A 26,732-nucleotide genomic window follows, 5' to 3' on the forward strand; every position below is an offset into this window, starting at 1 on the left:
GGGCTCAGCGTTCGCGGGCCGGTGCCACGAGGACCTCGACCTTCTGGAACTCCTTGACGTCCGAATAGCCGGAGGTGGCCATGGCTCCCTTGAGCGCTCCCATGAGGTTCGAGGTGCCGTTCGTGTGGTGGCTCGGGCCCCACAGCACTTCCCTGAACGGGCCGACGGTGCCGACCCAGGTGCGGTCACCCCGGGGCATCTGCGCGTGAGCGGCCTCTCCGCCCCAGTGCCAACCCCGGCCGGGGGCCTCCTCCGCCCGTGCCAGGGCGGCCCCGAGCATGACGGCGTCGGCGCCCATGGCCAGGGCCTTGACCATGTCACCGGAGGTGCCCACGCCGCCGTCGGCGATCACGTGGACGTAGCGTCCACCGGACTCATCCATGTAGTCACGGCGAGCCTCGGCGATGTCCGAGATGGCGGTGGCCATCGGCACCCGGACGCCCAGGGCGCGGCGCGTGGTCGAGGAGGCACCGCCGCCGAAGCCCACGAGCACGCCGGCGGCACCGGTGCGCATCAGGTGCAGGGCCGGGGTGTAACCCGCCGCCCCGCCGACGATCACCGGCACGTCGAGCTCGTAGATGAACTTCTTCAGATCCAGCGGCTCCCGGTTCTGGGAGACGTGTTCTGCCGAGACGGTGGTGCCGCGGATGACGAACATGTCCACGCCGGCGGCCAGCACCGTCTCGTAGTACTCCTGGGTGTGCTGAGGGGTGAGCGAGCCGGCGACCACCACACCCGCCTCACGGATCTGCGCCAGGCGCTCGGTGATCAGCTCGGGCTGGATCGGCCGGGAGTAGATCTCCTGCAGCCGACGGGTGTTCGAGGGTGAGTAATCCTGGGCCTCGAAGGAGGAGATCTCCTCGAGCACCGGGCTCGGGTCTTCGTAGCGGGTCCACAGGCCTTCGAGGTTCAGCACGCCCATTCCGCCGAGTTGGCCGAGAGCGATGGCCGTGTCCGGGCTCATGACCGAGTCCATCGGGGCGCCGATCACCGGCATGTCAAACGTGAAGGCGTCGATCTGCCAGTTGATGGAGACGTCCTCGGGATCTCTCGTCCGGCGGGTGGGTACCACCGCGATGTCGTCCAGTGCGTACGCTTGACGTCCGCGCTTGCCGCGGCCGATTTCGATCTCGTGGGTCACGGTGGCCAGCCTAGTGCAGGTGGCGGGCCGGATGGACGTGTGCCGGCAGCGAACCCTTGGCCTCGGGGATGTCCTCCGAGGCGATGTGCTCGAGGATGAGGTCGCGGAGACGGTCGGCGGCCGGGTTGTCGCCGTTCTCGTTCCACGCCAGGTGCAGGTCGGCACGATTGAGGTCCGCGAGTCCGGCCGGGCCGAGGAGTTCTTCGGCCACCACCCCGGACGGCGCGAAGTCCATGGCCGAGGCCGGAACCAGTGTGATGCCCAGCCCCGCCGCCGCAAAGGCCAACAACGCCGGAACCTGACTGGCCAACTGCGTCACCGTCGGGGTGACTCCGGCGCTCTCATAGAGCCGCATCACCAGATCGTAGAAGTAGCGCGCCTCGGACGTGGAGTACATCATCAAGGGCAACCCCTCGAGGTCCTTCACGCGGACGCCCCGGCCCGTGGCCAGTGCGTGCCCCTCGGGCAGAGCTGCGACCAGTCGGTCCTTGAAGATCAGCTCGGTGCGCACGCCGGGGCGGGAGACGATCGGCCGGAGCAACCCGAGATCGACCGCCCCACGGGACAGCGCCTCGAATTGGTCCGCGGAGACGGCCTCCCGCAAGACCAGCGAGACTCCGGGCATGTGCTCGCGCGCCAGACGCAGCAGCCAGGGTAGGGCCGCCTGGCCCGCGATGGCGGTGTATCCCAGGACGATGGAGCCGGCATCCCCCGTGGAGACCCTCCGGACATCCAGTTCCGTCTTGGTGCACAGATCCAGTATCCGGCGAGCGCTGGGCAACAGCGTCTGCCCGGCGGCCGTGAGCTCGACCTTCCGACTGCTGCGGATGAACAGTTGGGCGTCCAGTTCCTTCTCCAGTAATTGGATCTGGCGACTCAGAGGAGGCTGCGTCATGTTCAGGCGCACGGCAGCCGCCCCGAAGTGCAGCTCCTCGGCCACGGCGACGAAGGACTCCAGCTGAATGAGCGAGAACATCAATCCACTCCTTGAATGATTGTGTCCACATATTAGCTTGGACGCGCATCAATCGATCGCCCTAGGTTGAAGACGTGAACGCACAGAACTCCACCCTCACCGGCTCAGCCACTACGGGCCCAGCCACCGCCGGCTCAGCCACCGCCGGCCCGGCCATCACCGGTGCCACCATCACGCCGGTGGCTTTTGCCGATCCGCCCCTGCTCAACACGGTGGGGGTGCACGAGCCTTTCGTCCTCCGGGCAATCGTCCAGGTCCACACCGACGCCGGCGTGACGGGCCTGGGCGAGACCTACGGGGATGCCGCCCACCTGGTCCGACTCGATATGGCCGCTCAGGCCGTCATCGGCGCCGATGCCTTCAACACGAACGACCTGCGCCGCCGCATCGTCCGAGCTCTGGAACGCGACACCAGCACGGGCGGTCATGGCATGAGCGGAATGGTTACGGGTTCGGCCACGGCTGACCGGGTCCTCTCCCCCTTCGATGTGGCCTCGCTGGACATTCAGGGCAAGATCCTGGGCCTGCCGGTCAGCACCCTGCTGGGCGGAGCGCTCCGGGACTCCGTCGACTTCAGCGGGTACCTGTTCTACAAGTGGGCAGGCCACCCCGGTGTGGAGCCGGACCGTCACGGCGAGGCTCTCGATCCGGCCGGCATCGTGGCTCAGGCGCGAGCCCTCGTGGACGACTATGGATTCACGGCGCTCAAGCTCAAGGGCGGTGTCTTCGCCCCCGAGGCCGAGTGCGAGGCCATCGAGGCCCTCCGGGCCGAGTTCCCGGAGCTGCCGCTGCGCATCGATCCCAACGGCGCTTGGACCGTGGAGACCTCCGTGGCCGTGGCCGAGCGCCTGGGAGACACCCTGGAGTATCTCGAGGATCCCACTCCCGGCCTTGAGGGCATGGCCGAGGTTCGCCGCCGCACGGGCATGTCACTGGCAACCAATATGTGCGTGGTGGGATTCACCGACGTCCCACCCGCCGTCGCGGCCGAGTCCGTGGACGTTGTCCTGTCCGACCACCATTTCTGGGGTGGCCTGCGCCGCAGCCAGATGCTGAGCGGGGTGGCCGAGACCTTCGGTTGGGGACTGTCCATGCACTCCAACTCGCACCTGGGCATCAGCTTGGCCGCCATGGTGCACCTGGCCGCGGCCACGCCGAATGTGGACTACGCCTGCGACACCCACACGCCCTGGAAGGATCCGGCCGACGACGTCGTGGTCCCCGGTGTCTTGACGATCCAGGACGGCTCGGTCGCCGTGCCCACCGCTCCTGGACTGGGCGTCGAGCTCGACGAGGACGCCCTGGCCCGGCTGCACGAGCAGTACCTGCGCGCAGGACTGACGGACCGGGATGACACCAGTTACATGCGTCGCTTCGAACCGGACTTCGATCCGTCCCCGGCCCGGTGGTGAGGGTGGAGGAGGAGACGACACCGGCCCGACGCCTGACCGTGCTCGTCACCGACCCGATCATCACCCGATGGTCCGAGGTGCTCGTCTCAGCGGCCCCGGACCACGAATGGGCCTTCCTCACGGACGCCGACGAGCCGACACAATGCAGCGCGGTCGCCGAGTGCGACGTGCTCATCTGCTCCCGTCTGAGCCCGGACGTCGCTCGGGCCTGCCGGGCCGAACTCGTCCAGGTCACCGGAGCCGGGCTGGACCGGGTGGCGGTCAGCGCCCTGCCGGCCGACACGGAGGTCACCACCACGGCGCACCACGAGCGCTCGATCGCCGAGCACGTGCTGCTGTCGGTGATGGCGCTGGAACGTCGGCTGCTCGGCCGGGACCGGTCGCTGCGGGCTGGATCCTGGCGGACGCTGGCCACGGAACCGACCATGCCGGCCTTTCGCACCCTGGACACGATGGTGCTCGGCGCGGTCGGCCTCGGCGGCATCGGCGCGGAGACGCTCCGGCTCGCCACCGCGTGGGGCATGCAGACGATCGCCATCCGGGGCAATCCGGCCGGTCCCCTGCCGCAGGGCCTCTCTCCGCACTGGGTCGGCGGGCCCGGCGACCTGACTCGACTACTCCGTGAGGCCGACGTCGTCGTGGTGTCCGTGCCGTTGTCCGCCGCCACACAGGGCCTGCTCGGTGCGGCCGAGCTCACGGCCATGAAGCCGGACGCGTACCTCGTGAACGTGGCGCGCGGGCCGGTGGTCGACCAGCACGCGCTGTATGCCGCCTTGACGGCGCCCGCGGGCTCGGCCGCGGCGATCGGCGGCGCCGCCCTCGACGTCTGGTGGGGAGCTCCGGTTCCCGGCCGCACTCCCCCGGCGGATGAGGATTTCGCCGCCCTCGACAACGTGGTGCTGTCTCCGCACAGTTCGGGCCACGCGGAGTCCACCTTCGTCGGTCGCGCCGCCGATCTCGGCGCCAATGTGGATCGTCTGGCCAGCGGATCGGAGCGGCTGGGCGTCGTCCAGCGCCGCGACTAGATCCCCACGAGCAGCCGGATGGCCAACAGCACTCCCCCGCCGGTGGCGAGGATGAGTCCGCACACGCGCAGTCGTTCGGTGTTCATCCAGTGGTTGAGCCGCCGGGACAGCAGGAATCCGACGGCCACGGCCGGAATGAGCCCGAGGAAGACGTGCACCGCGTACCAGGTCACGGCACCGACGAGGGCCAGCATCACCACGGAGACGATGGAGCCGACGAGGAAGAACGCGCTCATGGTCCCGCGCGTGCGGGCCGGTTCCTGACCCTGCCAGACGATGGCCATGGGCGCTCCGCCAACGGACGTCGAGGTGCCCATGATCCCGGAGAGCGCGCCGGCCGTGACCAGGACCCCACGGGTGGGTGCCGGGCGCCAGCCGAGGAAAGCCGAGCCGGTTCCGGCGAGCACGGAGACGGCCACCACCCAGGACAGCGCCGTGACGGGCAGCACCACCACCATGAACGCCCCGATGACGCTGCCGGGCAAGCGTCCCAGGAGCGCCCAGCCCGCGCCCGCGAGGTCCAGGTGCGCTCGCTCGCGGATGGTCACCATCAGCGTGAGCAGGCAGGCGAACATCACCACGAGTGCCGGCAACAGTTCCGGCGCCACCAGCGCAATGGCCGGGGCGGCCACCATGCCCGCGCCGAATCCGATCGACCCCTGCAGAGACGACGCCACCACCACGATGGCGACCAGACATCCGAAGGTCCAGGGGTCCACCTAGCCCACCGCGGTGAGTTGGTCCCCGTAGTCCGGTTCCTCCATGGGGAAGTGGCACTCGGCCATCTGGGTGAAGTCCTGGCTCCCGACGGCGGCGTCGCGCACCGTGGGAGCGGGCAGGGCCGTCGTCGCGCGTCCGGCTTCGGCCGCGGTGCGAGCGGCGGGCCGCTCGGTGGCGCAGCGCTCCTGCGCTTTCCAGCACCGGGTCCGGAATCGGCATCCCGACGGCGGGTCCAGCGGGGAGGGCAGCTCCCCGCGCAGCACGATCCGCTCCTCCGGGCGGGCGGAGGGGTCGAGCTTGGGGGACGCGGACATGAGGGCCGCCGTGTAGGGATGCAGCGGCCGGTCGAAGACGTCCTCCGTGCTGCCGGTCTCGATGATCCGGCCGAGGTACATCACGGCCACGCGGTCGGTGACGTGCCGGACCACGGAGAGATCGTGGGAGATGAACAGGTAGCTCACGCCCAGCTTCTGCTGCAGCTCGTTGAGCAGGTTCAGCACCTGGGCCTGCACGGAGAGGTCCAAGGCGGAGACCGGTTCGTCCAGGATGATGAGGTCCGGGTTCAGCGCCAGGGCGCGGGCGATGCCGATGCGCTGGCGCTGCCCGCCGGAGAACTCCTGGGGGGACTTCTTCATGTCCGAGGGACGCAGTCCGACCAGTTGCAGCAGCTCGCGAAGCCGGGCGTCCCGCTCGCGTGAGGTGCGGTACAGGCTGCGGTGGGTGGCCCACGGCTCGGAGATGATCTCCCCCGCCGTCATCCGGGAGTTGAGCGAGGCGAAGGGGTCCTGGAAGACCATCTGGACTCGCCGTCGCCACGCCAAGAGCTCTTTGCCGCGCAGCGAGAACGGGTTCTGCCCCTCGAAGGTGATGGAGCCGGAATCCGGCGTTTCCAGCAGCATCAGAGTGCGGGCCAGGGTGGACTTGCCGCAGCCCGATTCCCCGACGAGTCCCACGGTCTCGCCGCGGCCGATGGACAGGCTCACGCCGTCCAGGGCCGTTAGCCGGTCGTTGCCCGAGGCGCTGCGCTGGACCTGGAAGGTCTTCGTGACGTTCTGGACGTCGAGGGCGGTGCCGGCCACCGGAGTGGGCGTGTCTGCGGTCAGGGTGGCGGTCATGCGCGAACCTCCGGCTCGGTCGGATGGACGGGGGCAGTAGATGAAGCCAGGGCAGCGGATGCGGCCAGCAACTCCTCGGAGAAGTGGCAGGCGGCATACTGGCCGGAGACGGTCTCGCGAAGCTGAGGACGTTCGAGCCGGCACAGCTCACGGGCCAACGGGCAGCGGTCTTGGTAGACGCAACCCGGCGGGATGTCCTTGAGCTCGGGCGGGCTGCCCGGGATCGAGTTCAGGTCTCCTCCACGCTCGGCCCCCGTGGGAACCGAATCGAGCAGACCCTTCGTGTAGGGATGGGTCGGCAGGGCGAAGACCTGCTCCACGGGGCCCTGCTCCACCACGGTCCCGGCGTACATCACGCACACCGTGTCCGCCTCTTCGGCCACCACGGCCAAGTCATGGGTGATCAGGACGACGGCCATGTTCTCCTCGGCGCGCAGCCGGCGCAGCAGTTCCATGATCTGCGCTTGGACCGTCACGTCGAGGGCCGTTGTCGGCTCGTCCGCGATCAGCAGCCGCGGGCCCAGGGCCACGGCCATGGCGATGAGAATGCGCTGACGCATGCCACCCGAGAACTGGTGCGGATAGGCGTCCACCCGAGACTCGGCCTCTGGAATCCCCACGCGGCGCATCAGCTCGATGGCCTCCGCCTTGGCCTGTTTGGCCTTCATGCCACGGTGGATCCGGAAGGCCTCGCCGATCTGGGTGCCCACCGTGTACACCGGGTTCAACGCTGTCAGGGCGTCCTGGAACACGATGCCCAGCTCCTCGCCCGAGATCTCCCGGTGGCGCCGGGAACTGATCTTCGTGAGGTCCTCTCCGTTGAGCATGACGGTGCCGCTCTCCACATGGGCAACGGCGTCCAGCTGTCCGGCGACGGCCTTGGCCGTCATGGACTTGCCACAACCCGACTCGCCCAACAGGGCGAGGGTCCGACCGGCAAAGGCGGTGAATCCCACGTCACTGACGGCGCGGATGGTCCCGAGCGGAGTGCGGATGTCCACGTTCAGGCCAGTCACCTCCAAGACGGCCCCTGCGGTCGCGCCGGTGGTATCGGTGGTGGCGGTGGTGGCCGTGGAATGTTCGCGGGTTCGAGTCTTCACTTCTTCTCCTTCTGCCCAGCGCGGTCCTGCCCGGAGCCTGCCCGGCTGGCCGTGGCGGGAACACGGCGGATCAACCTGGCGCGTCGGGGTAGCGACAGGCGCCAGCGCTGAGCCGGGTCAGTGGCGATGCGGAGCCACGCCGCCAGCATGTTGGCGGCAATGGCGGTGATGACGATGGCCAGACCGGGCAAGACGGACAGCCACCATGCGGTCTGCAGGTACTGCCGGCCCTGGGCGACCATGAGTCCCCAGGAGACGTCCGGTGGCTGGATGCCGATGCCGAGGAAGCTCAGGGACGACTCGGCCAGCATCACGTAGCAAAACTCCAGGGTGGCCAGCGTCAGGATGGTCGGCGTGACCACGGGAATGACATGCCGGACGATGATGGCGTTCGGCCGGGTGCCGAAGGTCCGGGCGGCGTCCACGAACGTCCGGCTCTGCAGCTCCGCGGACTCGGCGCGAGCGGTACGCAGATAGATCGGGATGCGCGTGATCGCCAGGATCAGCACGATGTTCGCGATCGAGGGGTTGAAGACGTACAGCACCACCACGGCCAGCAAGAGGGACGGGAAGGACATGATGACGTCCGCGATGCGCATGGAGATGTTCTCCCGCACGCCTCGGTGATAACCGGCCCAGACACCCCACAGCGACCCGATGACCATGGCGATGAGCACCGCCGGCACGGCCACCATCAAGGTGGTGCGGGTCGCGACCACGAGCCGCGCCAGCATGGAACGGCCCAGGGAGTCCGAACCCAGGATGTACTCCCAGCCGTTGGCCGGATTGAAGGGGGCCTGGTTGGCGAACATCAGGTCCTGCCGCGTCGCCAGGTCCCCGACGAGCATGGGCCCGACGATGGCGGTGGCCCCGACCAGCAGCAGGATGAGCGCACCGGCGGTGGCGAAGGGGTCCCGCAGCAGCATGAGCAGCTTCCCGGGACGACCCGAGCCCTTCGACTCCCTGCCGGTGTTGTGGTCGCCGGTGGTCCCCTTCGCGGTGGAATCCGACGGTGCCTCGGGGGCGGTATCAGCGTTGGTACTCATGTGGATCTCCTAGGCCCCTGCGGTGGTGAGTTCGGTGGCCGGGGAACCGGGCCGGGCCGGCGTCGGGCCTGGAGGGGTTCCCTCGGCTGTGGTCTCGCGCTTCTTGGTGCGGCGACGGCCCGCGCTCGAGGGCCGCACGCGCGGATCGAGCAGTGCGTAGGCGAGGTCGATGAGGATGTTCAGGATGAAGATCGCGATGGCGGTCAGCAGCACACACGCCTGGAGGACGGCGAAGTCGCGCTGGAGGATCGAGTCGATCATCAGCTTGCCGATCCCGGGCCAGCCGAAGATCGTCTCCACGACGACGGCGCCGTTGACGAGGCTGACGGTCAGGTCTCCGGCCACGGTCAGCGCGGGGGCGGCCGCGTTGCGCAGCGCGTGACGGGTGACCACGCGGGTCTGCGAGGCCCCCTTGGACCGCGCCAATTTGATGTACGGCTCGGACAGGGCCGACACCATGGCACCGCGGATCACTTGAACCAGAGCGCCGAAGGGTCTCATGGCCAAGGTGGCGATGGGCAGCACCCATGCCTCAGCGCCGGAGACCCCCGAGGTCGGCACCCAGCCCAGCGTGATCGCGAAGATCCAGATGCCGACGATGGCCAGCCAGAAGTCCGGGATCGACGCGGCGGCCATCGACACGAAGCTCGCAATGCGGTCGACGATGCCGTTGGGTCGCAGTGCCGCCCAGCTGCCGACGATCACGGCGAGCACGATCGCCACGAGGATGGTCATCGCTGCCAGTTGCAGCGTGGCCGGAAAGGCCCGCAGCGCCATGGCTCCGGCCGCCTCTCCCGTCCGCAGCGAGGTGCCGAAATCGAGCTGGAGGACGCCGCCGAAGTAGTCGGCCATCTGCACCCACAGGGGCTGGTCCAGGCCGTTGCGAGCGATGAAGTCGGCTCGCATCTGCTCGGTGGCGTTCAGGGGCAGATAGAGCGCGGCCGGGTTGCCCGTCATCCGGGCCAGGGCGAAAACGCCCACCACGACCACCACGAGAGGCAGCGCGCTGGAGATGATGCGCTTGCGAAGATACGTCAGCATGGGTCCTCCCTCGGGTCCCGGGGATACGGAAAGTGCATCGGGACTACTGCGCCGGGGTGACCTCGGAGAGCCGCAGCTCGTCGCCCGAGGAGGAGTTCGGCTCGTAGTTCACCGCATCCGAGATGCCGAGCATGCCGGTCTGGTGGGCGAGGTGGGCGTACTGGACGACCTCCTCGTTCTGGTACTCGAAGATGTCCTGGTAGGCCTCGGCGCGGGCCTCGCCGCTCTCCTTGCCCGCGGCCGTGATCATCTCGTCGAACTCCTTGGTGCCGAAGGCGCTCTGGGCACCGTCGGAGAGCATGTACTGGTCCACGGTGAAGGCGGCGTCACCGGCCTGGTTGCCGTGCTGTGTCAGATGCAGGATGGCGCCCTCGTCCTCCACGAACGGCCGAACCTGATACTTCAGATGCTGGCTGGTCTCCATCATCTTCAGGTTGACGTTGAGTCCGGCCTGGGCCAACTGCTCTCGCAGGACCTGACCCAACTCGTCGACCTTCGGAAACTGGGCCGAGCGCACGATCAAGCTGATCGGAGCGGAGGTGTCCACGCCGTCGGCCTTGGCCTCCTCGACGAGCTTCTTGGCCTTCTCGGGATCGTAGGGCCATCCCTCCAGCGAGTCGTTGTGGCCGACGACGCCTTCCGGAACCAACTGAGCGGCCACGGTGTCCCGGCCGCCATAGAGGCTGGCCACGATGCCCTCCTTGTCCACGGCATAGTTGACGGCCTGACGGACGCGGAGGTCATTGAAGGGCTCGGACTCGGCGTGCATGCGCAGGGCGATGGTCTCGTTGTTGGGGTAATCCACGCCGAGCTCGCCGATGCTGTCCTCCGGGCTCAGCCCGGTGGCGATCTCCGCCTCGCCGGAGGTGACCATGGCGGCCCGGACCGAGGATTCCTCGCGCCACTGGTACTGGGCCTTCGGGAAGGCCGGGGCGTCTCCCCAGTACTCTTCGAAGGCGGATACCTCGATGTTCTGCCCGGCGTTCCAGGCGTCCAGCTGGTACGGGCCGGTACCGATCGGTTCGCGGACCTTCTCGGTGTCGGAGGTCTCGGCGGGGACGATCTCCAGGAACGACAAGCGCAGCGGCAGAATCGGGTCCGGCTCCGCGGAGGTCACCTCGAGTGTCTGATCATCCACGACCTCGACCTCCAGATCATCGTCGCCGAAGACATAGCCCTCCACGTTGCAGCCCAGATCCGAGTTCACCGCGCGCTCGATGGTGTGGGCGGCATCCTCCGCGGTGAACTCCGAGCCGTCGTGGAAGGTCACCCCGTCGCGCAAGGTGAACGTCCAGGTGGTGTCGTCCTCCGAGGACCACTCGGTGGCGAGCTTGGGCTCGAGGTCACCCGAGGTGGGGTTTCGCTCCACGAGCGGTTCGGTGATGGTGGAGCGGTCCACCACGCCGGTGCTCGTGAGGTTGGCCTCGCACGGCTCCAGCGTCGGCGGTTCTTGCTGGAGCACCACCCGCAACGTGTCCGGAGTGCCGCCGTCACTGGAGCCTCCTCCGGCGGCGTTCTCGGAGTTGGCGACGCCACAGCCCGAGAGGATCAGTCCGGCGCCCGCCGTGAGGGCCAGGGCGGCAAGCGGCAGACGGCGGTGTCCGGCGCGGGTGGTCGCAGTGTGGTGATCACGCATGATGGTCTTCCTTCGAAACGGTGGGCGGGAATCGGTGGGCGAATGGACAACAGCAACCGTGAGGCCGGATTCCGGGAGGCCCGGGTCCCGCCGGTCTACGGATGTAGACGCTGACGTTGAGGTAAAGACCAGCCTGTGATGCCCATCACGGCCCGTCAAGGCTTTCGACAGTCCGATCTTCTCCGGCGGCATGGCGCGGCGGGACAGAACGGCCTCAAAGCATCCCGACGACGGCCGGACTTCCGCATGATTCCGCGGCCGAAGAGGAGTTCATACTCTTGAGGTATTGATCAATGCGTTCTGCGTGTTGGACGCCGCCCACACCACATTCCTAGGGTCAGGTCATGATCACTGACACCTCGTCCGCTGTGAACGCTGCCGCCGACCCTCACACCGCCGGCAGTACGGCGACGCACATCGTGCGCGTCGGGCCGGTGAACCCCCACGTCGCGCAGGTCCTCGACGAGGAGTTCCGGGCTCTGGTGTTACCGACGGACCCGGCCGAACAGAGCGATTTTCTGCAGGAGCACGCCGAGCAGATCCGCATCGCCGTCTGCTCCGGCCGGTTCGGCGTGGGGACAGAGCTCATGCGTGCCCTTCCCTCGCTGGAGGCCATCGTCAACTTCGGCGTGGGCTATGACGCGACGGACGCGCGTCAGGCCGCTGAACGCGGGATCGCCGTGAGCAACACCCCGGACGTCCTCAATGACTGCGTGGCGGACACGGCCCTCGCCCTGTATCTGGACACCTTGCGCCGCTTCACCGCCTCCGACCGGTTCGTCCGCGCGGGACGCTGGTCTTCCGGAGAGGGATTCCCGCTCACCACTCGCGCGAGCGGCCGCACCGTCGGCATTCTCGGTCTCGGCCGCATCGGCGCGGCCATTGCCCAGCGGCTGGAAGCCCTCGGCTGCACGATCCACTATCACAATCGGCGCGAACGCCCGGAGAGCGGATTCACCTATCACTCCTCCGTCCGGGAGTTGGCCCAGGCTGTCGACGTCCTGGTCGTCGCGGCCTCTGGTGGACCGGACAGCGCCGGCCTCGTGGGCGAGGCGGAGTTGGCAGCCCTCGGGCCCGAGGGCCATCTGGTCAACATTGCTCGCGGAACGGTGGTGGACGAACCGGCACTCGTCTCGGCGCTGTCCAACGGCACCATCGCCGGTGCAGGCCTCGATGTCTACGCCCACGAACCACAGGTCCCAGAGACGCTGCTGGGTCTGGACAATGTGGTCGTCCTGCCGCACGTGGGCAGCGGCACTCGCGAGACCCGGGCGGACATGGCCGAGCTGACCCTGGCCAATCTGCGTCAGTTCCTCCGGGACGGCACCCTCATCACACCCATCGGCTGATCGTTCACTCTGTCCGTTCTCGCCGCATCCATCCGCGCCAGACCCGTCCGCTGACCGTTGCCCCTCCGGAGGAATGTATGAACATCGTCGTCGCCATGACCGCCAGCCCTGAAGCCCGCGCCGCGGCGCTCGCGGCGATCGATGAGGCAGCCCTGCGCGGAGCCGACGTCGTGCTGATGCCGGAGCCCGGCACCGTCAGTCACCACACTGCTTCGGAACCTGCCACCGGAACTGCCACTGATCCCGTTTCCGACCCGGAACTGGCCGGCCACGCCGCCGCACACGGCGTCACCCTGCGCCAGGACCCGGTTCCTGACGGCACCGACTTCGGAGACGCCCTCATCGACGCGTCCTACCTCGCGGACACGGCCATGGTGGTGATCGGCCTGCGCCGCCGCTCCCCCGTGGGCAAACTGTTCCTCGGGTCGACCTCTCAGCGGATCCTGCTCGAGGCCGGATGTCCGGTGCACGCGGTGAAGGTCAGCGTCGGGGCTCGCCGCTGAGCGTTGCTGAGCATTCGTGCACGGACTCGGGCCCATGCCGGGCCACGAGTTCTCGCACAGGGCCGTTCTAGGATGGGCCCACCCGTGGAAGGAAGGCGATGAACAGACCCCGCAACACGGCTGTGGATCACGTTGAGGACGTCGCTGAGGACGTCGCTGCACCGCCGTCGCCGTCAGGAGTCCGCGAAGTGAAGTCCGCTGCCCGGACCGTGGAGGTCCTGGAGCTTCTGGCCGAGCGCGGCAACATGCCGGTGACGATCCGCGACCTCTGCGAGCGGATGGGCGCGCCCCGCAGCAGTGTGTACGCCCTGCTGCGCACCCTCGTCGACGCCGGCTGGGTGCGGACGGATCCGCAGAACACCGAGTACAGCATCGGCATCCGGGCACTGCTGGCCGGGACCACCTACCTGGACACCGATTCCACACTCAAGGTGGTCCGGCCGATCCTGGCGTCCGTGGGGAAGTACCTCGACGCCACGGTCAACTTCGGTCGCCTCGACGGCCGGGACATCGTCTACCTCGCGACCTGGGAGGCTCCGGGCCGCGAGCGGGCCGCCCCACGCGTCGGACGACGGCTTCCGGCCCACGCCACCGCGATCGGACAGGCCGTGCTCAGCGCACTCGACCGGCCGGAGACGGGGCTGGTCCCGCCGTTCGAACGGCTCACCTCCCACACGATCACGGATCCGACCGAGCTGCGGCGCGTGTTGCGGGTGGCCCGCGAGCGCGGGTACGCCCGCGAGGACGGACAGAACACCGCGGGCATCGCCTGCGTGGCTGTTCCCATGCCCCAGACGACCACCCCCGACGACGGCGCCGAGCGCACCTTCGACGGCCTGTCCGTCTCCTTCACCGCACCCACACTGACCGCGTCCCGGGTGCGGGAAACCGCCGTGGTGTTGCAGCAGGCCGCCCGTCAGGTGGCCGACGCACTGGGCTAGTCAGCGCTAGTCAGCGTTAGTCAGCGCGAACGGTAGTTCGGTGCCTCGACGGTCATCATGATGTCGTGCGGGTGCGACTCCTTCAGCCCGGCCGGGGTGACGCGCACGAAGCGGCCGTTCTGCTTGAGCTCGGCGACGGTGCGGGCCCCGGTGTAGAACATGGTCTGCCGCAAGCCGCCCACCAACTGGTGCACCACGGCCGAGAGGGGCCCGCGGTACGGGACCTGGCCCTCGATCCCCTCCGGGATCAGCTTCTCGTCATCCGGCACATCGGCCTGGAAGTACCGGTCCTTGGAGTAGGAACGGTTGCCGGACCGCGTCTGCATGGCCCCCAGGGAACCCATGCCGCGGTAGGCCTTGAACTGCTTGCCCTGATAGAACACCAGGTCGCCAGGGGATTCGGCCGTGCCGGCCAGCAGCGAGCCCAGCATCACGGAATCGGCCCCGGCGACGAGCGCCTTGCCGATGTCCCCGGAATGCTGCAGGCCGCCGTCGGCGATCAGCGGAACGCCTGCGGGAATGGTGGCCTTGGCCGCCTCGTAGATGGCGGTCACCTGCGGAACCCCGACGCCGGCCACCACACGGGTGGTGCAGATCGAGCCCGGTCCCACGCCCACCTTGACGGCGTCAGCACCGGCGTCGACGATCGCCTTGGCTCCGGCGTAGGTGGCCGCCTGACCACCGATGACGTCCACGTGGGCCGAGGCGGGATCCTTCTTCAGGGTGGCGATCATGTCCAGCACCCCCTGAGTGTGACCGTTGGCGGTGTCCACCACGAGCACGTCCGCACCGGCCTCGACGAGAGCCATGGCCCGTTCGAAGCCGTCGCCGAAGAAGCCCACGGCGCCGCCGACGCGCAGCCGTCCCTCCTCGTCCTTGGTGGCATCCGGGTACTGGTCGGCCTTGTCGAAGTCCTTGACAGTGATCAGCCCGCGCAGCTTGTTCTGCGCGTCCACGAGGGGAAGCTTCTCGATCCGGTGCTCGGAGAGCAGGCGCACCGTCTCGTCGCGGGAGATGCCCTCCCGCGCGGTCACCAACGGCATTCTCGTCATGGCCGATTCCACGGTGCGCTGGCCGAACTCGGCTTCCGGGATGAACCGGGTGTCCCGGTTGGTGATGATGCCCAACAGCGTGTTGGAGCTGTCCACCACGGGCAGACCGGAGACTCGGTAACGGGCACAGAGGTCGTCCAGCTCGGCGAGCGTGGCGTCCGGTCCCACGGTCAGCGGATCGGTGATCATGCCGGACTCGGAGCGCTTGACGCGGTCGATGTGCGCGGCCTGCTCCTCGATGGACAGGTTGCGGTGAACGATGCCGAGACCGCCCTGCCGGGCCAGGGAGACCGCCAGCGGCGCCTCGGTGACGGTGTCCATGGCGGCCGAGGCGATCGGGGTCTTCAGCGTGATGCGCTTGGTCAGCCGGGTGGAGGTGTCCGCATCGGCCGGAATGACGTCCGTGGCACCGGGCAGCAGCAGGACGTCGTCATACGTCAGGCCGACAAAGCCGAAGGGATCGGCGGCGGTGGCCACCGGTTCATCCGAGGGACCGGAAATCTGTGCACTCACGGGCGAAGGGCCTTTCAGTCAGCGGGGTTGTCACCAGTCTAGGCCCGCCACGGGCGGGTGGACCGCTGGGAGTAGTCGCTGTGAAACACCGACGGGGGCCCGGTCTATTCCGGACGTGGTGCGAGCCACATCTGCGGGTCACCTCTGCGAGTCCGGCACCTCCTGTGGGGTCCGGCTAGGCGAGGGCCGGCGGTATCCCCTCGGACTTCGGCGTCCAATAGTCCGCCTCTGCCCAGACGATGTACCGGTCGGTGATGCCGAAGATCGGGTCGCAGGTCGTCAGGGTGAGGTAGCGACCCTCCGTCGCTCCCTCGAACGGAGGAACGGGATCGAGTACCTCGGACTGCTCGGGCTTCACGATGTCCCGGGCCACCACCCGGTAGACCAGGTAGGCATCCCGGGACTCCACCACGAGGGCATCGCCGTCCTGCAGCTCGTGCACCTTGCGCAAAGGCTTGCCGTGGGTGGTGCGATGGCCGGCGACGCCGGCATTGCCGACAGCGCCGATGGCCTGCGTGCTCTCATAATGACCGACCTGCCCGGTGTCCAGGACCTCATCGCTGTCACTGGAACCGATCGGGACCTCATAGTCGGATCCCCACCGCGGCACATGCAACAGGCCCAGGGTGGAATCTCCCTCGACCACGGGGAAGTCCTCCCGATGCTCGGTCCCGATGCTCACCTCGGCACCCGAGGTCCCTCCGGGGCTGGCGCCGACTTCTCCGCCGAGCTGGTCATCACCCTGAGCGGCGCGCCAGTCGGCGGCGATCTGAGACCGTTCCGACTCGGCGAAGAGGTCCGTCACGAACAACTCCCAGACGGCATAGCCGCCTCCGATGACGCCGAGGGCGATGAGCACGGCCCCGACGACGGACAGGGCCCCCGGCCGACGCCGGGTTCTCCCGGCGCCGGCGCCCGCACCCCTGCGGCCGGGCCGACGTCGTCCCGCATCTGTCTCGTCTGTTGCATCCGCAGCGCGCGGACCCTCGCCCGCGGGCGGTCGCTCCAGGGTGCCGGTCATACTCCGAGATTACCCGGGTGTTCGCTCCACCACAGAGGCTCGAGGCCCGGATCACCGTTCTGTCATCTGACGCAACACCGTTCGTCGTCTGTGGTATAGAGCGGATACCCTTCTGCTGGTGAAATCCTCCACCACTGACTCCTCCACCGACTCCCCCACAGCCCAGCGGCGACTGCCCGGCTGGATGACCAACTTTGGCGTCCAGATCCTCGCGGCCCTCGCACTCGGCCTCATTCTGGGTCTTCTGGCCCGCAGCACCGGCCACACGGCCGAATCGCCGAATGGCCTCGGAAGCACCCTGGAGGTCATCGGCTCCAGCTACGTCTCGCTGTTGCGCGCCGCCGTGGTGCCGCTGGTGTTCTTCGCCGTGGTCGCCTCGATCGCCAATCTGGCCCAGGTGACCAATGCCGCGCGACTGGCCGCCAAGACGCTGCTCTGGTTCGCCGTCACCGCCCTGATCGCCGTGGTCATCGGCATCATCCTGGGTGCGGTTCTGCAGCCGGGCGTCGGAACCGGCCAGCAGGCTCCGGCCGAATACGACGGCAAGACCGGCAGCTGGTGGGCCTTCCTCCAGGGCCTGATCCCGTCCAACTTCCTGGGGCTTTCCGCCAGCACCTCCACCGCCGACGACGGCTCGATGTCCACCGACGTGAGCTTCAACATCCTGCAGATCCTGGTCATCTCGATTGCTGTGGGCGTGGCCGCACTCAAGCTCGGCGAGAAGGCCAAGCCCTTCCTCGACTTGTCGGCCTCCATGCTCGAGGTCATCCAGAAGGTGCTGTGGTGGATCATCCGCATCGCCCCGATCGGCACCGTCGGCCTGATCGGCAACGCCGTGGCGTCCTACGGCTGGGACACCATGGGCACCCTGGCGAAGTTCGTCGTGGCGATCTACCTCGGACTGGCCATCGTGCTGCTGGTGGTCTACCCGGTGCTGACAAAGCTCCACGGGCTGTCCATCCGCCAGTACTTCACGGGCATGTGGCCGGCCTTCCAGCTGGGCTTCGTGTCCCGCTCCTCCATCGGCACCCTGCCGGTGACCCAGCGGGTGGCCGAGCGCAATTTCGGTGTCCCGCGGGCCTACGCCTCCTTCGCCGTGCCGCTCGGAGCCACCACGAAGATGGACGGCTGCGCTGCCATCTATCCGGCCATCGCTGCCCTGTTCGTGGCCCAGTTCTTCGGCATCGACCTGGCCTGGAGCGACTACCTCCTGATCATCCTCGTCTCCGTCCTGGGTTCGGCCGCCACCGCGGGCACCACCGGCGGAGTCGTCATGCTGACGCTGACCCTGTCCACGCTGGGACTGCCGCTGGCCGGCGTCGGGCTGCTGTTGGCCGTGGACCCGATCGTGGACATGGGCCGCACCGGCGTGAACGTGGTGGGTCAGGCCCTGGTCCCCACGCTCGTGTCCAAGCAGGAGGGGCTGCTGGACGAGAAGCGGTACAACGCTCCGCGCTCCGGCGCCAACCTGCTGGCCGATGACGAGGCCCCGCTCGAGACCAACGACGACGGCGGCGCCGGCACCGGCGCCGACCGCGGTCAGGACTCGGTCCGCGTCTGACTTCGGTCTTCCAAAGAAAAAGGGCCCGGGAAGCGGTTGCTTCCCGGGCCCTTTTCGCATCTCTAGGACGCGGTCACTGCTGACGAGTGTTTAGCTCTCGTCGTCCTCGGTCTTGTCCGCCACCAGAGTCTCGGTGGTCAGGACCAGTGCGGCGATGGACGCCGCGTTGGCCAGAGCCGAGCGGGTGACCTTGACCGGGTCGATGACGCCGTCGGCCAGCAGGTCGCCGTACTCGCCGGTCTTGGCGTTGAAGCCGTGGTTGGGCTCCAGCTCCGCCACTCGGGAGGTCACGACGTAGCCGTCCTCGCCGGCGTTCTGGGCGATCCAGCGCAGCGGCTCCACGAGAGCCTTGCGCACGATGCCCACACCGAAGGCCGCATCAGCGGTGAGGCCCTTGACGGCCTCGTCATCGTCCAGAGCGGACAGAGCGTTGATCAGCGCGGTTCCGCCGCCGGCCACGATGCCCTCTTCCAGCGCCGCACGGGTGGAGGACACGGCGTCCTCGATGCGGTGCTTGGCCTCCTTGAGCTCGACCTCGGTGGCAGCGCCGACCTTGATCACGCCCACACCGCCGGCCAGCTTGGCCAGGCGCTCCTGCAGCTTCTCGCGGTCCCAGTCGGAATCCGTGTTCTCGATCTCGGACTTGATCTGCGCCACGCGGCCGGACACCTCATCGGCGGAGCCTGCGCCCTCGACGATGGTGGTGTTGTCCTTGGTGACGGTCACGCGGCGAGCGGAGCCGAGCACCTCGAGGCCGACCTGGTCCAGCTTCATGCCGAGATCCGGGGAGACCACCTGGGCGCCGGTCAGGGTCGCGATGTCCTGCATCATGGCCTTGCGGCGGTCGCCGAAGCCCGGAGCCTTGACGGCCACGACGTTCAGGGTGCCGCGGATCTTGTTGACCACCAGCGTGGACAGGGCTTCGCCCTCGACGTCCTCGGCGATGATGAACAGCGGCTTGGAGGACTCCAGCACCTTCTCCAGCAGCGGCAGGAACTCCTGCACGTTGGAGATCTTCCCGGAGTTCAGCAGGATGTACGGGTTCTCCAGCACGGCTTCCTGACGCTCGGCGTCGGTCACCATGTACGGGGACAGGTAGCCCTTGTCGAACTGCATGCCCTCGGTGATCACCAGCTCGGTGGAGGTGGTGGAGGACTCCTCAATGGTGATGACGCCGTCCGTGCCGACGGTGTCGAACGCGCGAGCCAGCAGCTCGCCGATCTCGTCCGACTGAGCGGAGATACCGGCGACGGCGGCCACCTGGTTACCGGAGACCTCGACGGCGTTCTCGGCCAGGCGCTTCTCGATCGCGCTGACCGCGGCCTCGATGCCGCGCTTGATCTCGTTCGGGGCGGCGCCGGCGGCCACCTGGCGCATGCCCTCGTTCACCAGGGCCTGGGCCAGGACGGTGGCGGTGGTGGTGCCGTCACCGGCGACGTCGTTGGTCTTGGTGGCCACTTCCTTGGCCAGCTGGGCGCCCATGTTCTCGTACGGGTCGTCCAGCTCGACGTCACGGGCGATGGTCACGCCGTCGTTAGTGATGGTGGGGGCGCCCCAGGACTTGTCCAGGACCACGTTGCGGCCCTTGGGGCCCAGAGTGACCTTGACGGTATCGGCCAACTTGTCGATACCTGCCTGCAGTGCGCGGCGGGCCTCATCGTTGAAGGCAAGCTGCTTCGCCATGTACGAAGCTCCTTTCGGTTAAGGAAAGCAAAAGAATCAAAAAGGAAGGTGATGGTGCACGGACGAGATCAGGCCCGGCCGGCTCGGTGCCGGGCCGGGCCTGAACACGTCAGCCGGGGACTGCGTCCGCATGCGGGACGGTCGCCCGGATCAGAGTCACTTGGTGACAGTGGCCAGCACGTCGCGGGCGGACAGCACGAGGAACTCCTCGCCGCCGACCTTGACCTCGGTGCCGCCGTACTTGGAGTACAGGACCACGTCGCCCTCGGCGACGTCGACGGGGATGCGATTCCCCTTGTCGTCGACACGGCCGGCGCCGACGGCCACGACCTTGCCTTCCTGCGGCTTTTCCTTAGCGGTATCCGGGATCACCAGACCGGAAGCGGTGGTCTGCTCGGCTTCCAACGGACGGACAACAATACGATCCTCAAGGGGCTTGATGGAGACAGACACGTCTGTACTCTCCTTCTTTCGGGATGGGCCGGGGCCGTAGAGTCGGGCCGGCCGGCGTCGATGGATTCTGTTGTGCGCCGGAGGCTGGCCAACCGTCGTCGCGGGTGCCGGATGGCAGGTCCTTCAGGCTTAGCACCCGGTGCCCCGGAGTGCCAGAAACGACTCTATGCGGGCTTTAGCACTCGGTCAAGGCGAGTGCCAGAAGCCTCAGCGAACCTGGGCCAGAATCCCGATCTCCCGGACCAACGTGGTCCAGACGTACCCCGAGGGCTCGGCGAGCAGATGCATGCGCCCGTCCCGCACCCCGCGGATCCTCACCTGTCCGGCGGCACCCGCCCCTAGCCACGACAGCTCGCGCTCCAGGCCGGGCATCACGACCCGCCAGGCGAACCACGGCTCGGCCCACAGTCGCAACAGCGCGTCGTCGGCACCCTCCGGGGGCCCGATCTGCGGTCCGTGGTCCAGGCGGGCCTGGAAGCGGTCCAGGTCGATCTGATCCTCCCCGGTCACCACGGTCCAGGCTGGACCCACCCCGGCCCAGGCGGCGATGGCCAGGGGCACCGACTCCTCACGGATCACGTCCACCTGCACGGATCCTGCGGGTACGGCATGACTGGTGTCGTCGTGGACCAGTTGCGCATGAGAGGCCCGAGACGCCACGGTGGCCCCTCCACCGCCGAACCACACGTCCAGTTGGGTGACCTCACCGCGATGGACGCCTTCGACGCGAATCGTCTGCCGGGACTGGGCCACCGGGAGGGTCAGCAGTCGAAACGCCTCCGTGAAGGTCCCGTCCGGATCCATGAGTCCGGTGGCCACCAGCTCGGCTGCCTCCCGATGCGCCGAGTAGGCCTGGGATCGATTCATGGACGGCTGGCCGATGTGGTCGAGAACGAGCCGGAAAGCCGCGTCCGAGAGAACCGGGCCCACGGGAGTGTAGGGCTGGGCGGCGGACACCCGGTCCAGCGTCTCGACGTCCAATCCAGACCGCGCCGCGAGGAACCCGTCCCTGGTGGGTTCCCGCACCGGCTCCGGCATGGGCCCATCCGCCACGGCAGAGTCCGTCAGCAGGGTGTGGTCCAGGACGGCTCGGAAGAGGGGCTCCATGTCCTCGAGCTGGCCGACCGTGCACTGGGCCGTGATCTCGACCGCATGGGCACCGGCGAGCGCGAGCCAGCGCTCCGCGACGATGGTGTGCACGCCGGCATCATAGGCGTACACCTGGCCTCGTGCCAGACGGCCGTGGATCTCTCCCCGATCATGGGCGAGTAGCCGCGCTCCGGGCATGCCACCGATCACTCCGGCGACCGCTTGCGCCCCGAGTGCCGGCAGTGACGCGGAGGTCGGCATCGAGCGCACCACGATCGTCGGGTGGAAGGTCGCCTCGTCCACGTAGGGATGGCGCATGACGAGCAGCTCCGATCCTTCGTCCACCTCCACCCAGTCCGGTGGCCGCGGCACGGAGGCTGCACCCTGAGTGAGGAGCGGCCACGTGGACGGGACATTGGGATCGATGTCGCTCACCGGCCCGGGCCCTCCGAGTCCGATCCATCGATGCCTCCGGCATCACCACCGTCCGCGCGGGACTGAGCGTCGAGACGGGGTGGGGCCTCATCACGGGGCACGCCGAGCCGGCCATAGAGGGCTCCGCCCGGCCGCATCGCCTGTGAGAAGGTGTCCTCGCCCCGGCGCATCTCGTCCTGGGTCTCTTTGACCCACTGTGGCAACAGGAAGCGTGGCATCCAGAACATCCCGATGATGCCGATCAGCATCGAGACGAAAAGCACCGCGGCGAAGACGAGGAACAGCAGCGGCGGCATGGCGTCGCCAACGAGGGGCAGAAAGACCGCCAGGAGGATCATCACACCGATGTACCCGCCGGCCAGGCCCGGCCACCCCGGAAGGAAGGACTTGAGCATGAGCCAGCCCTTGTAGTGGCCGGTGTAGGCGAGGACTCCGCTGGCCACGAGCAGCACGCCCAGGCCCACGGCGATGGCGAAGCCGAGAGGGTTGGATTCCATTGGCCCTACCGTACCCGGTGCCACTGATCACAGCAGGCCAGGCACCCCGTCACTGCGGCGCTCCTCATCCGAAGATCGAGTCCCAGGCGTCCGACACCGCACCGCCGAAGTCCTCGGCCACGTCCGAACCCTTGTCCCAGACCCACTGGGCGCCGTCCTTGACGACGTCATTGAATCCGGTGTTCTCCGCGATCCAACCGATACCCATACCCACGCCGAAGCCGACGACGGTGCCGATCGGCCCGCCGATGAACGTGCCCACGGCGGCACCGGCCGCCCCGTAGCCGAAGTCGAGGGCCACCTGGGTGGTCCCTTGGACGGCGGACATCTCCTGTGCCCTGGCCTGGATCTGTTCAGTGGACCAGTCGGGGTGTTCCATGGCCAGCTCGACGAGCGCCTTATCGTACTCCGACTTGTACGTCAGTCCGGCGGTGACCAGCGTGGCGAGGGGCCCGGCCACCCGAAGGGTCTTCGTCCAGTTATTCCCGTGGCGCAGGGCGTCCTCGAAGTCCAGCAGCCGCCCCTTGACGTCCCAGAACCTCGGCCCGCCGCGGGAATAGCGGTCCGGGTTGAGGTCCACCCGTTCCCGGTAGGCCGGAATATGGCGGTAGGCCCACTCGTTGACGGGGGTCTGCAGGCCCACCCATGACGTGCGAGTACCGGTCTGTTGCACTGTGCGGTGCTCGTAGCGGTAGCCGGAGACCTCCCGACTCGTGACGAACGGCGCGCGGGTCACGTTGCCATCCGCGTCGACGACCCAGTCGGCACTCGGTGCGGTGGTGGTGTAGTCCCAAATGGGGACCTGGTGGCGCTCGACGACGTTGTAGGTGAAGTTCACCCGGTCGAACTCCGTCATCTTCGCAACGGACACCGCCGTACCCGCGGTGAGCCCAGGCGGCGTGAGGCCATCGCTCACGAGAGCGTCGACCGTGATGGCCTCGAGTTTGCCGGAGCACTCCTCAGCCTTGGTGACGAGGTCACCGACCACGGTATTGATGTACTCCTGGACCGAGGTCTCGGTGTAGATGCCCGTGGGTTCGTCGCCGGCGTCGACCAGTCGGTTATGCTCGTCGATCCGGCCGTAGGCCGTGGTGCGTCGCACCTGGAGCACACGGACGTCCTCGGCGAAGTCGCCGATGACGTCTTTGGTCTTCTCAGCGGTGGCCTTGACGACCTCACCGTGCGCGGTGACCAGGTCGTAGAAGTTCAGGACGCGGTCCGTGGCCGTCGACTCGTCCATGGAGAAGTGGGCAGAGAGCCCCTTCCATTCGTTCTCGCAGTCCTCCACACCGTCCTTGAATTCACCCGCCTTCGTGGCGAGGTCTGCGGCGGCCGTCTCCATATCAGCCGGGAGGGGCCAGTCCGTCAATCCGGTCGTATCGAAAGTGGTCACTCGTCCTCCACCACCATGGCGTCGTCGATCTCCAGGTCCGGCGACTGGTGCATGGTCGCGTGCGAGGCCTCCATCATGTTGATGTCCCCGTCCTCGAATGCGGTGACGGCTGACCTCATGCCGCTGTTGCCATTCGCAATTCTGACCTCGGCTGCCTCTGCCTGGACGGCCAGCATGTCGTTCCACACCGAGGTGAGCGCCGTCGTCACGGCCCGCATCTTCGCCGCCTCGATGAGGGACTCCATGTGACCATGTGCCGTCTCGCGGATGGTCGGCAGGTCCTCTGCCTGAGTCTCCACTCGGTTCACGACCCCACGGGCTCCCGCGGGATCGATGTCATAGCCGGTCAGGGACACCGTTCAAGCCTCCAGATCGTGGACGATGGGACTCCGTCAAGTTATCCGATGAGGCGGGGCAGTGCGATGGGGAGTTCTCCCCATGCAGCCCCACGTCGTCGCGCTCTCTTGCTCGCTGCCCTCTGGCCGCATCTCGGCGAGAAGGCGCTTCGGCATGGTTCCTCAGCCGTGTTTGCGTGCCCAGAAGATCCCGAGCGCCGCCACGCACAGTCCCACAAACGCCACGCCCAGGGCGATCAGCGGCCCCGACAGGGGAACCCACACCACGTCTCGGCGCACGGCGCCGGCGGCCTCGGAATCCGAGAGCATGTCCCCGCCGCCGAGCGTGAAGGTGCCGGCCACAAAGATCTGGGCGATGACAGTGATGATGAGGACCAAGGCCGCCACCACACCCACGGCCATCGAGGCGTAGAGCAGGATCTTGCACCACAGCGGGGCTGTCGCCGCCTGCTCGGAGGCACGGGAGCCGCGCCCGACGTCGCCACGCGTCCCGCGAGCGCCCCTGGCGCCCGCCGTCTCGGGGGCCCCATCCTCGGCGAAGTCATGCTCGACCTCGTTCTCACCGGCCCCTGAATGGTCGTCCTCGAACCGGCCGAAGAAGTCAAAGCCGGGCTCGCCGTCCCAGTCATGGTCAGGGTCCAGATGATCCTGATAGCGGCGCGCGGAGTCCGTCGACGGCGAACGCGGGGCGGGGTGCTGAGGCATGGTTCCAGCCTACCGCCGAGCTCCACTCCCGGTCCTCCACCCGAGGCGGTCGGCGATGCTCAGCCGACGTCGGCGACGGCGACCGGTGAGTTAGTGCATAGCTCGGGTATATAGATTGGCTATATAGTTGCCTGCATGCCCTCTCCTTCGGATTCCCACGGCGACTTGGCCGCCCGGCTCATCGCCGCCGGCAGCAGTTTTGCCCGCACCGGTTCCCAGCTCTCGGGCAATCGCAGATCGTTGGTCTCCCTGCGCGTGTTGTCCAACCTGTTCCAGGACGGGGGACTGCGGGTGGGCGAGTTGGCTCAACGCGAGCAGATCGCCCAGCCCTCCATGACCACGGCCGTGAACCGCCTCGAAGCGGACGGCCTGGTCACCAGACGTCCTGATCCGGAGGACGCCCGAGCCGCCGACGTGCAGATCACCGACGCGGGCATCGCCGAACTGATGGCCTTCCGCGCGCGCGCCTCCGAGACCTACCGAGACGCCATCAATGAACTCGACCAGGACGACCGGGAAGCCCTGGATCGCGCCGCCGAGTTGATGGAGTCGCTCGTGCGTCGCTTGAAGACGGCGTCCGCCGATACATCCACCGCCACCACAGGTCAGGAGTGACATGACCCAGACCGACCACCAGCACGCCAGCCAACCTGCCGGTCAGCAGGCCCGGTCCGCGCCACACGGACAGCCGCACGATGATCAGCAGGAGCGACCGCCGCTGTGGCGGCAGCCGGCCTCCGTCTGGGCCATCGCCTTCGCGTGCGCGGTGTCCTTCATGGGCATCGGCATGGTGGACCCCATCCTGCCGGCCATCAGCCATTCGCTGTCCGCGACGCCGTCACAGACCATGTTGCTGTTCACGTCTTACCTGTTGATCACTGCGGTGGCGATGTTTTTCGCGGGCTTCATCTCTTCACGACTGGGCGTGAAGCGCACCTTGTTGCTGGGCCTGGCGCTGATCGTGTTGTTCTCCGCTCTGGCCGGTGGCTCCCAGACCGTGGACCAGATCATCGGCTTCCGTGCCGGCTGGGGACTCGGCAACGCCCTGTTCATCTCCACCGCCCTGGCCGCCATCGTCGGGGCGGCCAGTGGTGGCAGCGCCCAGGCGATCGTCCTCTATGAGTCCGCACTCGGCATCGGCATGGCCCTGGGCCCCCTGCTCGGCGGACTGCTCGGGGATGTCTCCTGGCGGGGCCCCTTCTTCGGCACCGCGGTGCTGATGGCCATCGGCGCCATCGCCATCGTCGCCCTGCTGCGCACACCGACCGCGACGCCGCCAAAGGTGCCTTTCACCGCCGGGCTGGTCGCTCTGGGCCGGCCCGCGCTGTTGGTGCTGGCCGGCGTCGCGCTGTTCTACAACTTCGGGTTCTTCACCCTCCTGGCCTACTCTCCCTACCCCCTGGAGACGGCGGCCGCCGAGGCCGGATTCACGTTCGGCGCCCATGAGCTCGGGCTGGTGTTCTTCGGTTGGGGCGTCATGCTGGCCATCGCCTCGGTGTTCCTGGCCCCGATCCTCACCCGACGGTTCGGGTTGATGCCCGTGCTGTTCACCATGCTGGGAGCGTTGGCGCTCACGCTGGCCGTGATGGGTCTGGCGGTGACGTCCCTGGCCACGGTGATCGTCGCCGTCGTGGTGGCTGGATTGTTCCTCGGCGTGCTCAACACCGCGCTGACGGAAACGGTCATGGAGGCCACGGACCTTCCGCGCAACGTCGCCTCCTCCACTTATTCCGGCGTGCGTTTCCTCGGCGGGGCCATCGCCCCGGCGGTCTCCGGCGGATTGGCTGCCATGGGAGCCGGCGTGCCGTATTGGTGCGGCGCCGCTGCCGTGGTGGTCGCCATCGTGGTGCTGATCATCGGACGGCAGAACCTGCGCCACATCGGCCGTCCGCACGCCACCGCGGCCGAAGAGGCCCAAGCCATCACCGCCGGCGACGACGCCTGATCTCGGGACGTCGCCCGGTACCGT

25 protein-coding genes are annotated in these 26,732 nt (G+C 68.0%); 8 read left to right on the forward strand and 17 right to left on the reverse strand.

Annotated features, from left to right (window positions below; genetic code table 11):
- Nucleotides 1-4: 4 nt before the first annotated feature.
- Both ACFQQD_RS00775 and ACFQQD_RS00780 read right to left on the reverse strand, forming a co-directional pair.
- Nucleotides 5-1,141: a GuaB3 family IMP dehydrogenase-related protein gene (locus ACFQQD_RS00775; RefSeq protein ID WP_378085198.1), complete on the reverse strand. Its 1,137-nt coding sequence runs from the start codon at nt 1,139-1,141 to the stop codon at nt 5-7.
- Between the two features lie 10 nt (nt 1,142-1,151).
- The gene (locus ACFQQD_RS00780) at nt 1,152-2,117 is read right to left on the reverse strand and encodes a LysR family transcriptional regulator (protein WP_378085200.1); all 966 of its coding nucleotides are present in this window, start codon (nt 2,115-2,117) and stop codon (nt 1,152-1,154) included.
- A gap of 74 nt (nt 2,118-2,191) precedes the next feature.
- Here ACFQQD_RS00780 and ACFQQD_RS00785 point away from each other — a divergent pair, with 74 nt between their 5' ends.
- Both ACFQQD_RS00785 and ACFQQD_RS00790 read left to right on the forward strand, forming a co-directional pair.
- Nucleotides 2,192-3,529: a glucarate dehydratase family protein gene (locus ACFQQD_RS00785; protein WP_378085202.1), complete on the forward strand. Its 1,338-nt coding sequence runs from the start codon at nt 2,192-2,194 to the stop codon at nt 3,527-3,529.
- A 2-nt stretch (nt 3,530-3,531) separates the two neighbouring features.
- Nucleotides 3,532-4,554 (forward strand): NAD(P)-dependent oxidoreductase, encoded by a 1,023-nt coding sequence (locus ACFQQD_RS00790; RefSeq protein ID WP_378085204.1) that lies wholly within the window; start codon nt 3,532-3,534, stop codon nt 4,552-4,554.
- Here ACFQQD_RS00790 and ACFQQD_RS00795 read toward each other — a convergent pair.
- The 6 genes from ACFQQD_RS00795 to ACFQQD_RS00820 are packed head-to-tail and all read right to left on the reverse strand — an operon-like array spanning nt 4,551 to nt 11,212.
- Nucleotides 4,551-5,273, reverse strand: a complete 723-nt coding sequence (locus tag ACFQQD_RS00795) for a sulfite exporter TauE/SafE family protein (RefSeq protein WP_378085206.1) — start codon at nt 5,271-5,273, stop codon at nt 4,551-4,553. The genes ACFQQD_RS00790 and ACFQQD_RS00795 overlap by 4 nt on opposite strands.
- Nucleotides 5,274-6,389: an ABC transporter ATP-binding protein gene (locus ACFQQD_RS00800; RefSeq protein WP_378085208.1), complete on the reverse strand. Its 1,116-nt coding sequence runs from the start codon at nt 6,387-6,389 to the stop codon at nt 5,274-5,276.
- A complete protein-coding gene (locus ACFQQD_RS00805; protein WP_378085210.1) occupies nt 6,386-7,489 on the reverse strand; it encodes an ABC transporter ATP-binding protein in 1,104 nt (367 codons plus the stop codon). The genes ACFQQD_RS00800 and ACFQQD_RS00805 overlap by 4 nt, the downstream gene beginning before the upstream one ends.
- Entirely contained in the window at nt 7,486-8,535 is a 1,050-nt protein-coding gene (locus tag ACFQQD_RS00810; RefSeq protein WP_378085212.1) for an ABC transporter permease, read from the reverse strand. Before ACFQQD_RS00810 ends, ACFQQD_RS00805 begins: the two co-directional genes overlap by 4 nt.
- A gap of 9 nt (nt 8,536-8,544) precedes the next feature.
- A complete protein-coding gene (locus ACFQQD_RS00815) occupies nt 8,545-9,576 on the reverse strand; it encodes an ABC transporter permease (protein WP_378085214.1) in 1,032 nt (343 codons plus the stop codon).
- A 43-nt stretch (nt 9,577-9,619) separates the two neighbouring features.
- Nucleotides 9,620-11,212: an ABC transporter substrate-binding protein gene (locus tag ACFQQD_RS00820; protein ID WP_378085216.1), complete on the reverse strand. Its 1,593-nt coding sequence runs from the start codon at nt 11,210-11,212 to the stop codon at nt 9,620-9,622.
- Nucleotides 11,213-11,556: 344 nt separating this feature from the next.
- Here ACFQQD_RS00820 and ACFQQD_RS00825 point away from each other — a divergent pair, with 344 nt between their 5' ends.
- The 3 genes from ACFQQD_RS00825 (at nt 11,557) to ACFQQD_RS00835 (ending at nt 14,005) form a co-directional block, all read left to right on the forward strand.
- The gene (locus ACFQQD_RS00825; RefSeq protein ID WP_378085218.1) at nt 11,557-12,561 is read left to right on the forward strand and encodes a 2-hydroxyacid dehydrogenase; all 1,005 of its coding nucleotides are present in this window, start codon (nt 11,557-11,559) and stop codon (nt 12,559-12,561) included.
- A gap of 77 nt (nt 12,562-12,638) precedes the next feature.
- Entirely contained in the window at nt 12,639-13,064 is a 426-nt protein-coding gene (locus tag ACFQQD_RS00830) for a universal stress protein (RefSeq protein ID WP_378085220.1), read from the forward strand.
- A 98-nt stretch (nt 13,065-13,162) separates the two neighbouring features.
- Nucleotides 13,163-14,005, forward strand: a complete 843-nt coding sequence (locus ACFQQD_RS00835; RefSeq protein ID WP_378085222.1) for an IclR family transcriptional regulator — start codon at nt 13,163-13,165, stop codon at nt 14,003-14,005.
- Between the two features lie 20 nt (nt 14,006-14,025).
- Here ACFQQD_RS00835 and guaB read toward each other — a convergent pair whose 3' ends face one another.
- Both guaB and ACFQQD_RS00845 read right to left on the reverse strand, forming a co-directional pair.
- A complete protein-coding gene (gene guaB / locus ACFQQD_RS00840) occupies nt 14,026-15,570 on the reverse strand; it encodes an IMP dehydrogenase (RefSeq protein WP_378085224.1) in 1,545 nt (514 codons plus the stop codon).
- A 175-nt stretch (nt 15,571-15,745) separates the two neighbouring features.
- Nucleotides 15,746-16,591, reverse strand: coding sequence for a class E sortase (locus ACFQQD_RS00845; protein WP_378085226.1), 846 nt, complete (start codon nt 16,589-16,591; stop codon nt 15,746-15,748).
- 184 nt (nt 16,592-16,775) lie between these two features.
- Here ACFQQD_RS00845 and ACFQQD_RS00850 point away from each other — a divergent pair, with 184 nt between their 5' ends.
- Nucleotides 16,776-18,152, forward strand: a complete 1,377-nt coding sequence (locus ACFQQD_RS00850; RefSeq protein ID WP_378086066.1) for a dicarboxylate/amino acid:cation symporter — start codon at nt 16,776-16,778, stop codon at nt 18,150-18,152.
- Between the two features lie 90 nt (nt 18,153-18,242).
- Here the strand turns inward: ACFQQD_RS00850 and groL are convergent, their stop codons facing one another.
- The 7 genes from groL to ACFQQD_RS00885 all read right to left on the reverse strand — a co-directional run bounded on the left by groL (nt 18,243) and on the right by ACFQQD_RS00885 (nt 24,763).
- Nucleotides 18,243-19,835 carry a chaperonin GroEL gene (gene groL, locus ACFQQD_RS00855; RefSeq protein ID WP_378085228.1) on the reverse strand — a complete coding sequence of 531 codons (1,593 nt, stop codon included), beginning with the start codon at nt 19,833-19,835 and terminating at the stop codon, nt 18,243-18,245.
- Between the two features lie 156 nt (nt 19,836-19,991).
- Nucleotides 19,992-20,288 (reverse strand): co-chaperone GroES, encoded by a 297-nt coding sequence (gene groES, locus ACFQQD_RS00860; RefSeq protein WP_378085230.1) that lies wholly within the window; start codon nt 20,286-20,288, stop codon nt 19,992-19,994.
- 207 nt (nt 20,289-20,495) lie between these two features.
- Entirely contained in the window at nt 20,496-21,812 is a 1,317-nt protein-coding gene (locus ACFQQD_RS00865) for a hypothetical protein (protein WP_378085233.1), read from the reverse strand.
- Nucleotides 21,809-22,309: a hypothetical protein gene (locus tag ACFQQD_RS00870; protein WP_378085235.1), complete on the reverse strand. Its 501-nt coding sequence runs from the start codon at nt 22,307-22,309 to the stop codon at nt 21,809-21,811. Before ACFQQD_RS00870 ends, ACFQQD_RS00865 begins: the two co-directional genes overlap by 4 nt.
- 64 nt (nt 22,310-22,373) lie before the next feature.
- Nucleotides 22,374-23,702, reverse strand: coding sequence for a hypothetical protein (locus ACFQQD_RS00875; RefSeq protein ID WP_378085237.1), 1,329 nt, complete (start codon nt 23,700-23,702; stop codon nt 22,374-22,376).
- On the reverse strand, nt 23,699-24,058 hold the full coding sequence (locus ACFQQD_RS00880) for a DUF6507 family protein (RefSeq protein WP_378085239.1): 360 nt from the start codon (nt 24,056-24,058) through the stop codon (nt 23,699-23,701). Before ACFQQD_RS00880 ends, ACFQQD_RS00875 begins: the two co-directional genes overlap by 4 nt.
- Nucleotides 24,059-24,220: 162 nt before the next feature.
- Nucleotides 24,221-24,763 carry a hypothetical protein gene (locus ACFQQD_RS00885; protein ID WP_378085241.1) on the reverse strand — a complete coding sequence of 181 codons (543 nt, stop codon included), beginning with the start codon at nt 24,761-24,763 and terminating at the stop codon, nt 24,221-24,223.
- Between the two features lie 135 nt (nt 24,764-24,898).
- Between ACFQQD_RS00885 and ACFQQD_RS00890 the strand changes: the two genes are divergently transcribed.
- Both ACFQQD_RS00890 and ACFQQD_RS00895 read left to right on the forward strand, forming a co-directional pair.
- Nucleotides 24,899-25,378, forward strand: a complete 480-nt coding sequence (locus ACFQQD_RS00890; RefSeq protein WP_378085243.1) for a MarR family winged helix-turn-helix transcriptional regulator — start codon at nt 24,899-24,901, stop codon at nt 25,376-25,378.
- A 1-nt stretch (nt 25,379) separates the two neighbouring features.
- Nucleotides 25,380-26,708, forward strand: a complete 1,329-nt coding sequence (locus ACFQQD_RS00895) for an MFS transporter (protein WP_378085245.1) — start codon at nt 25,380-25,382, stop codon at nt 26,706-26,708.
- Nucleotides 26,709-26,732: the final 24 nt, after the last annotated feature.

Origin of the sequence: Citricoccus sp. GCM10030269 (assembly GCF_042665635.1) — a bacterium.
In the GTDB taxonomy this organism is placed as follows: domain Bacteria; phylum Actinomycetota; class Actinomycetes; order Actinomycetales; family Micrococcaceae; genus Citricoccus.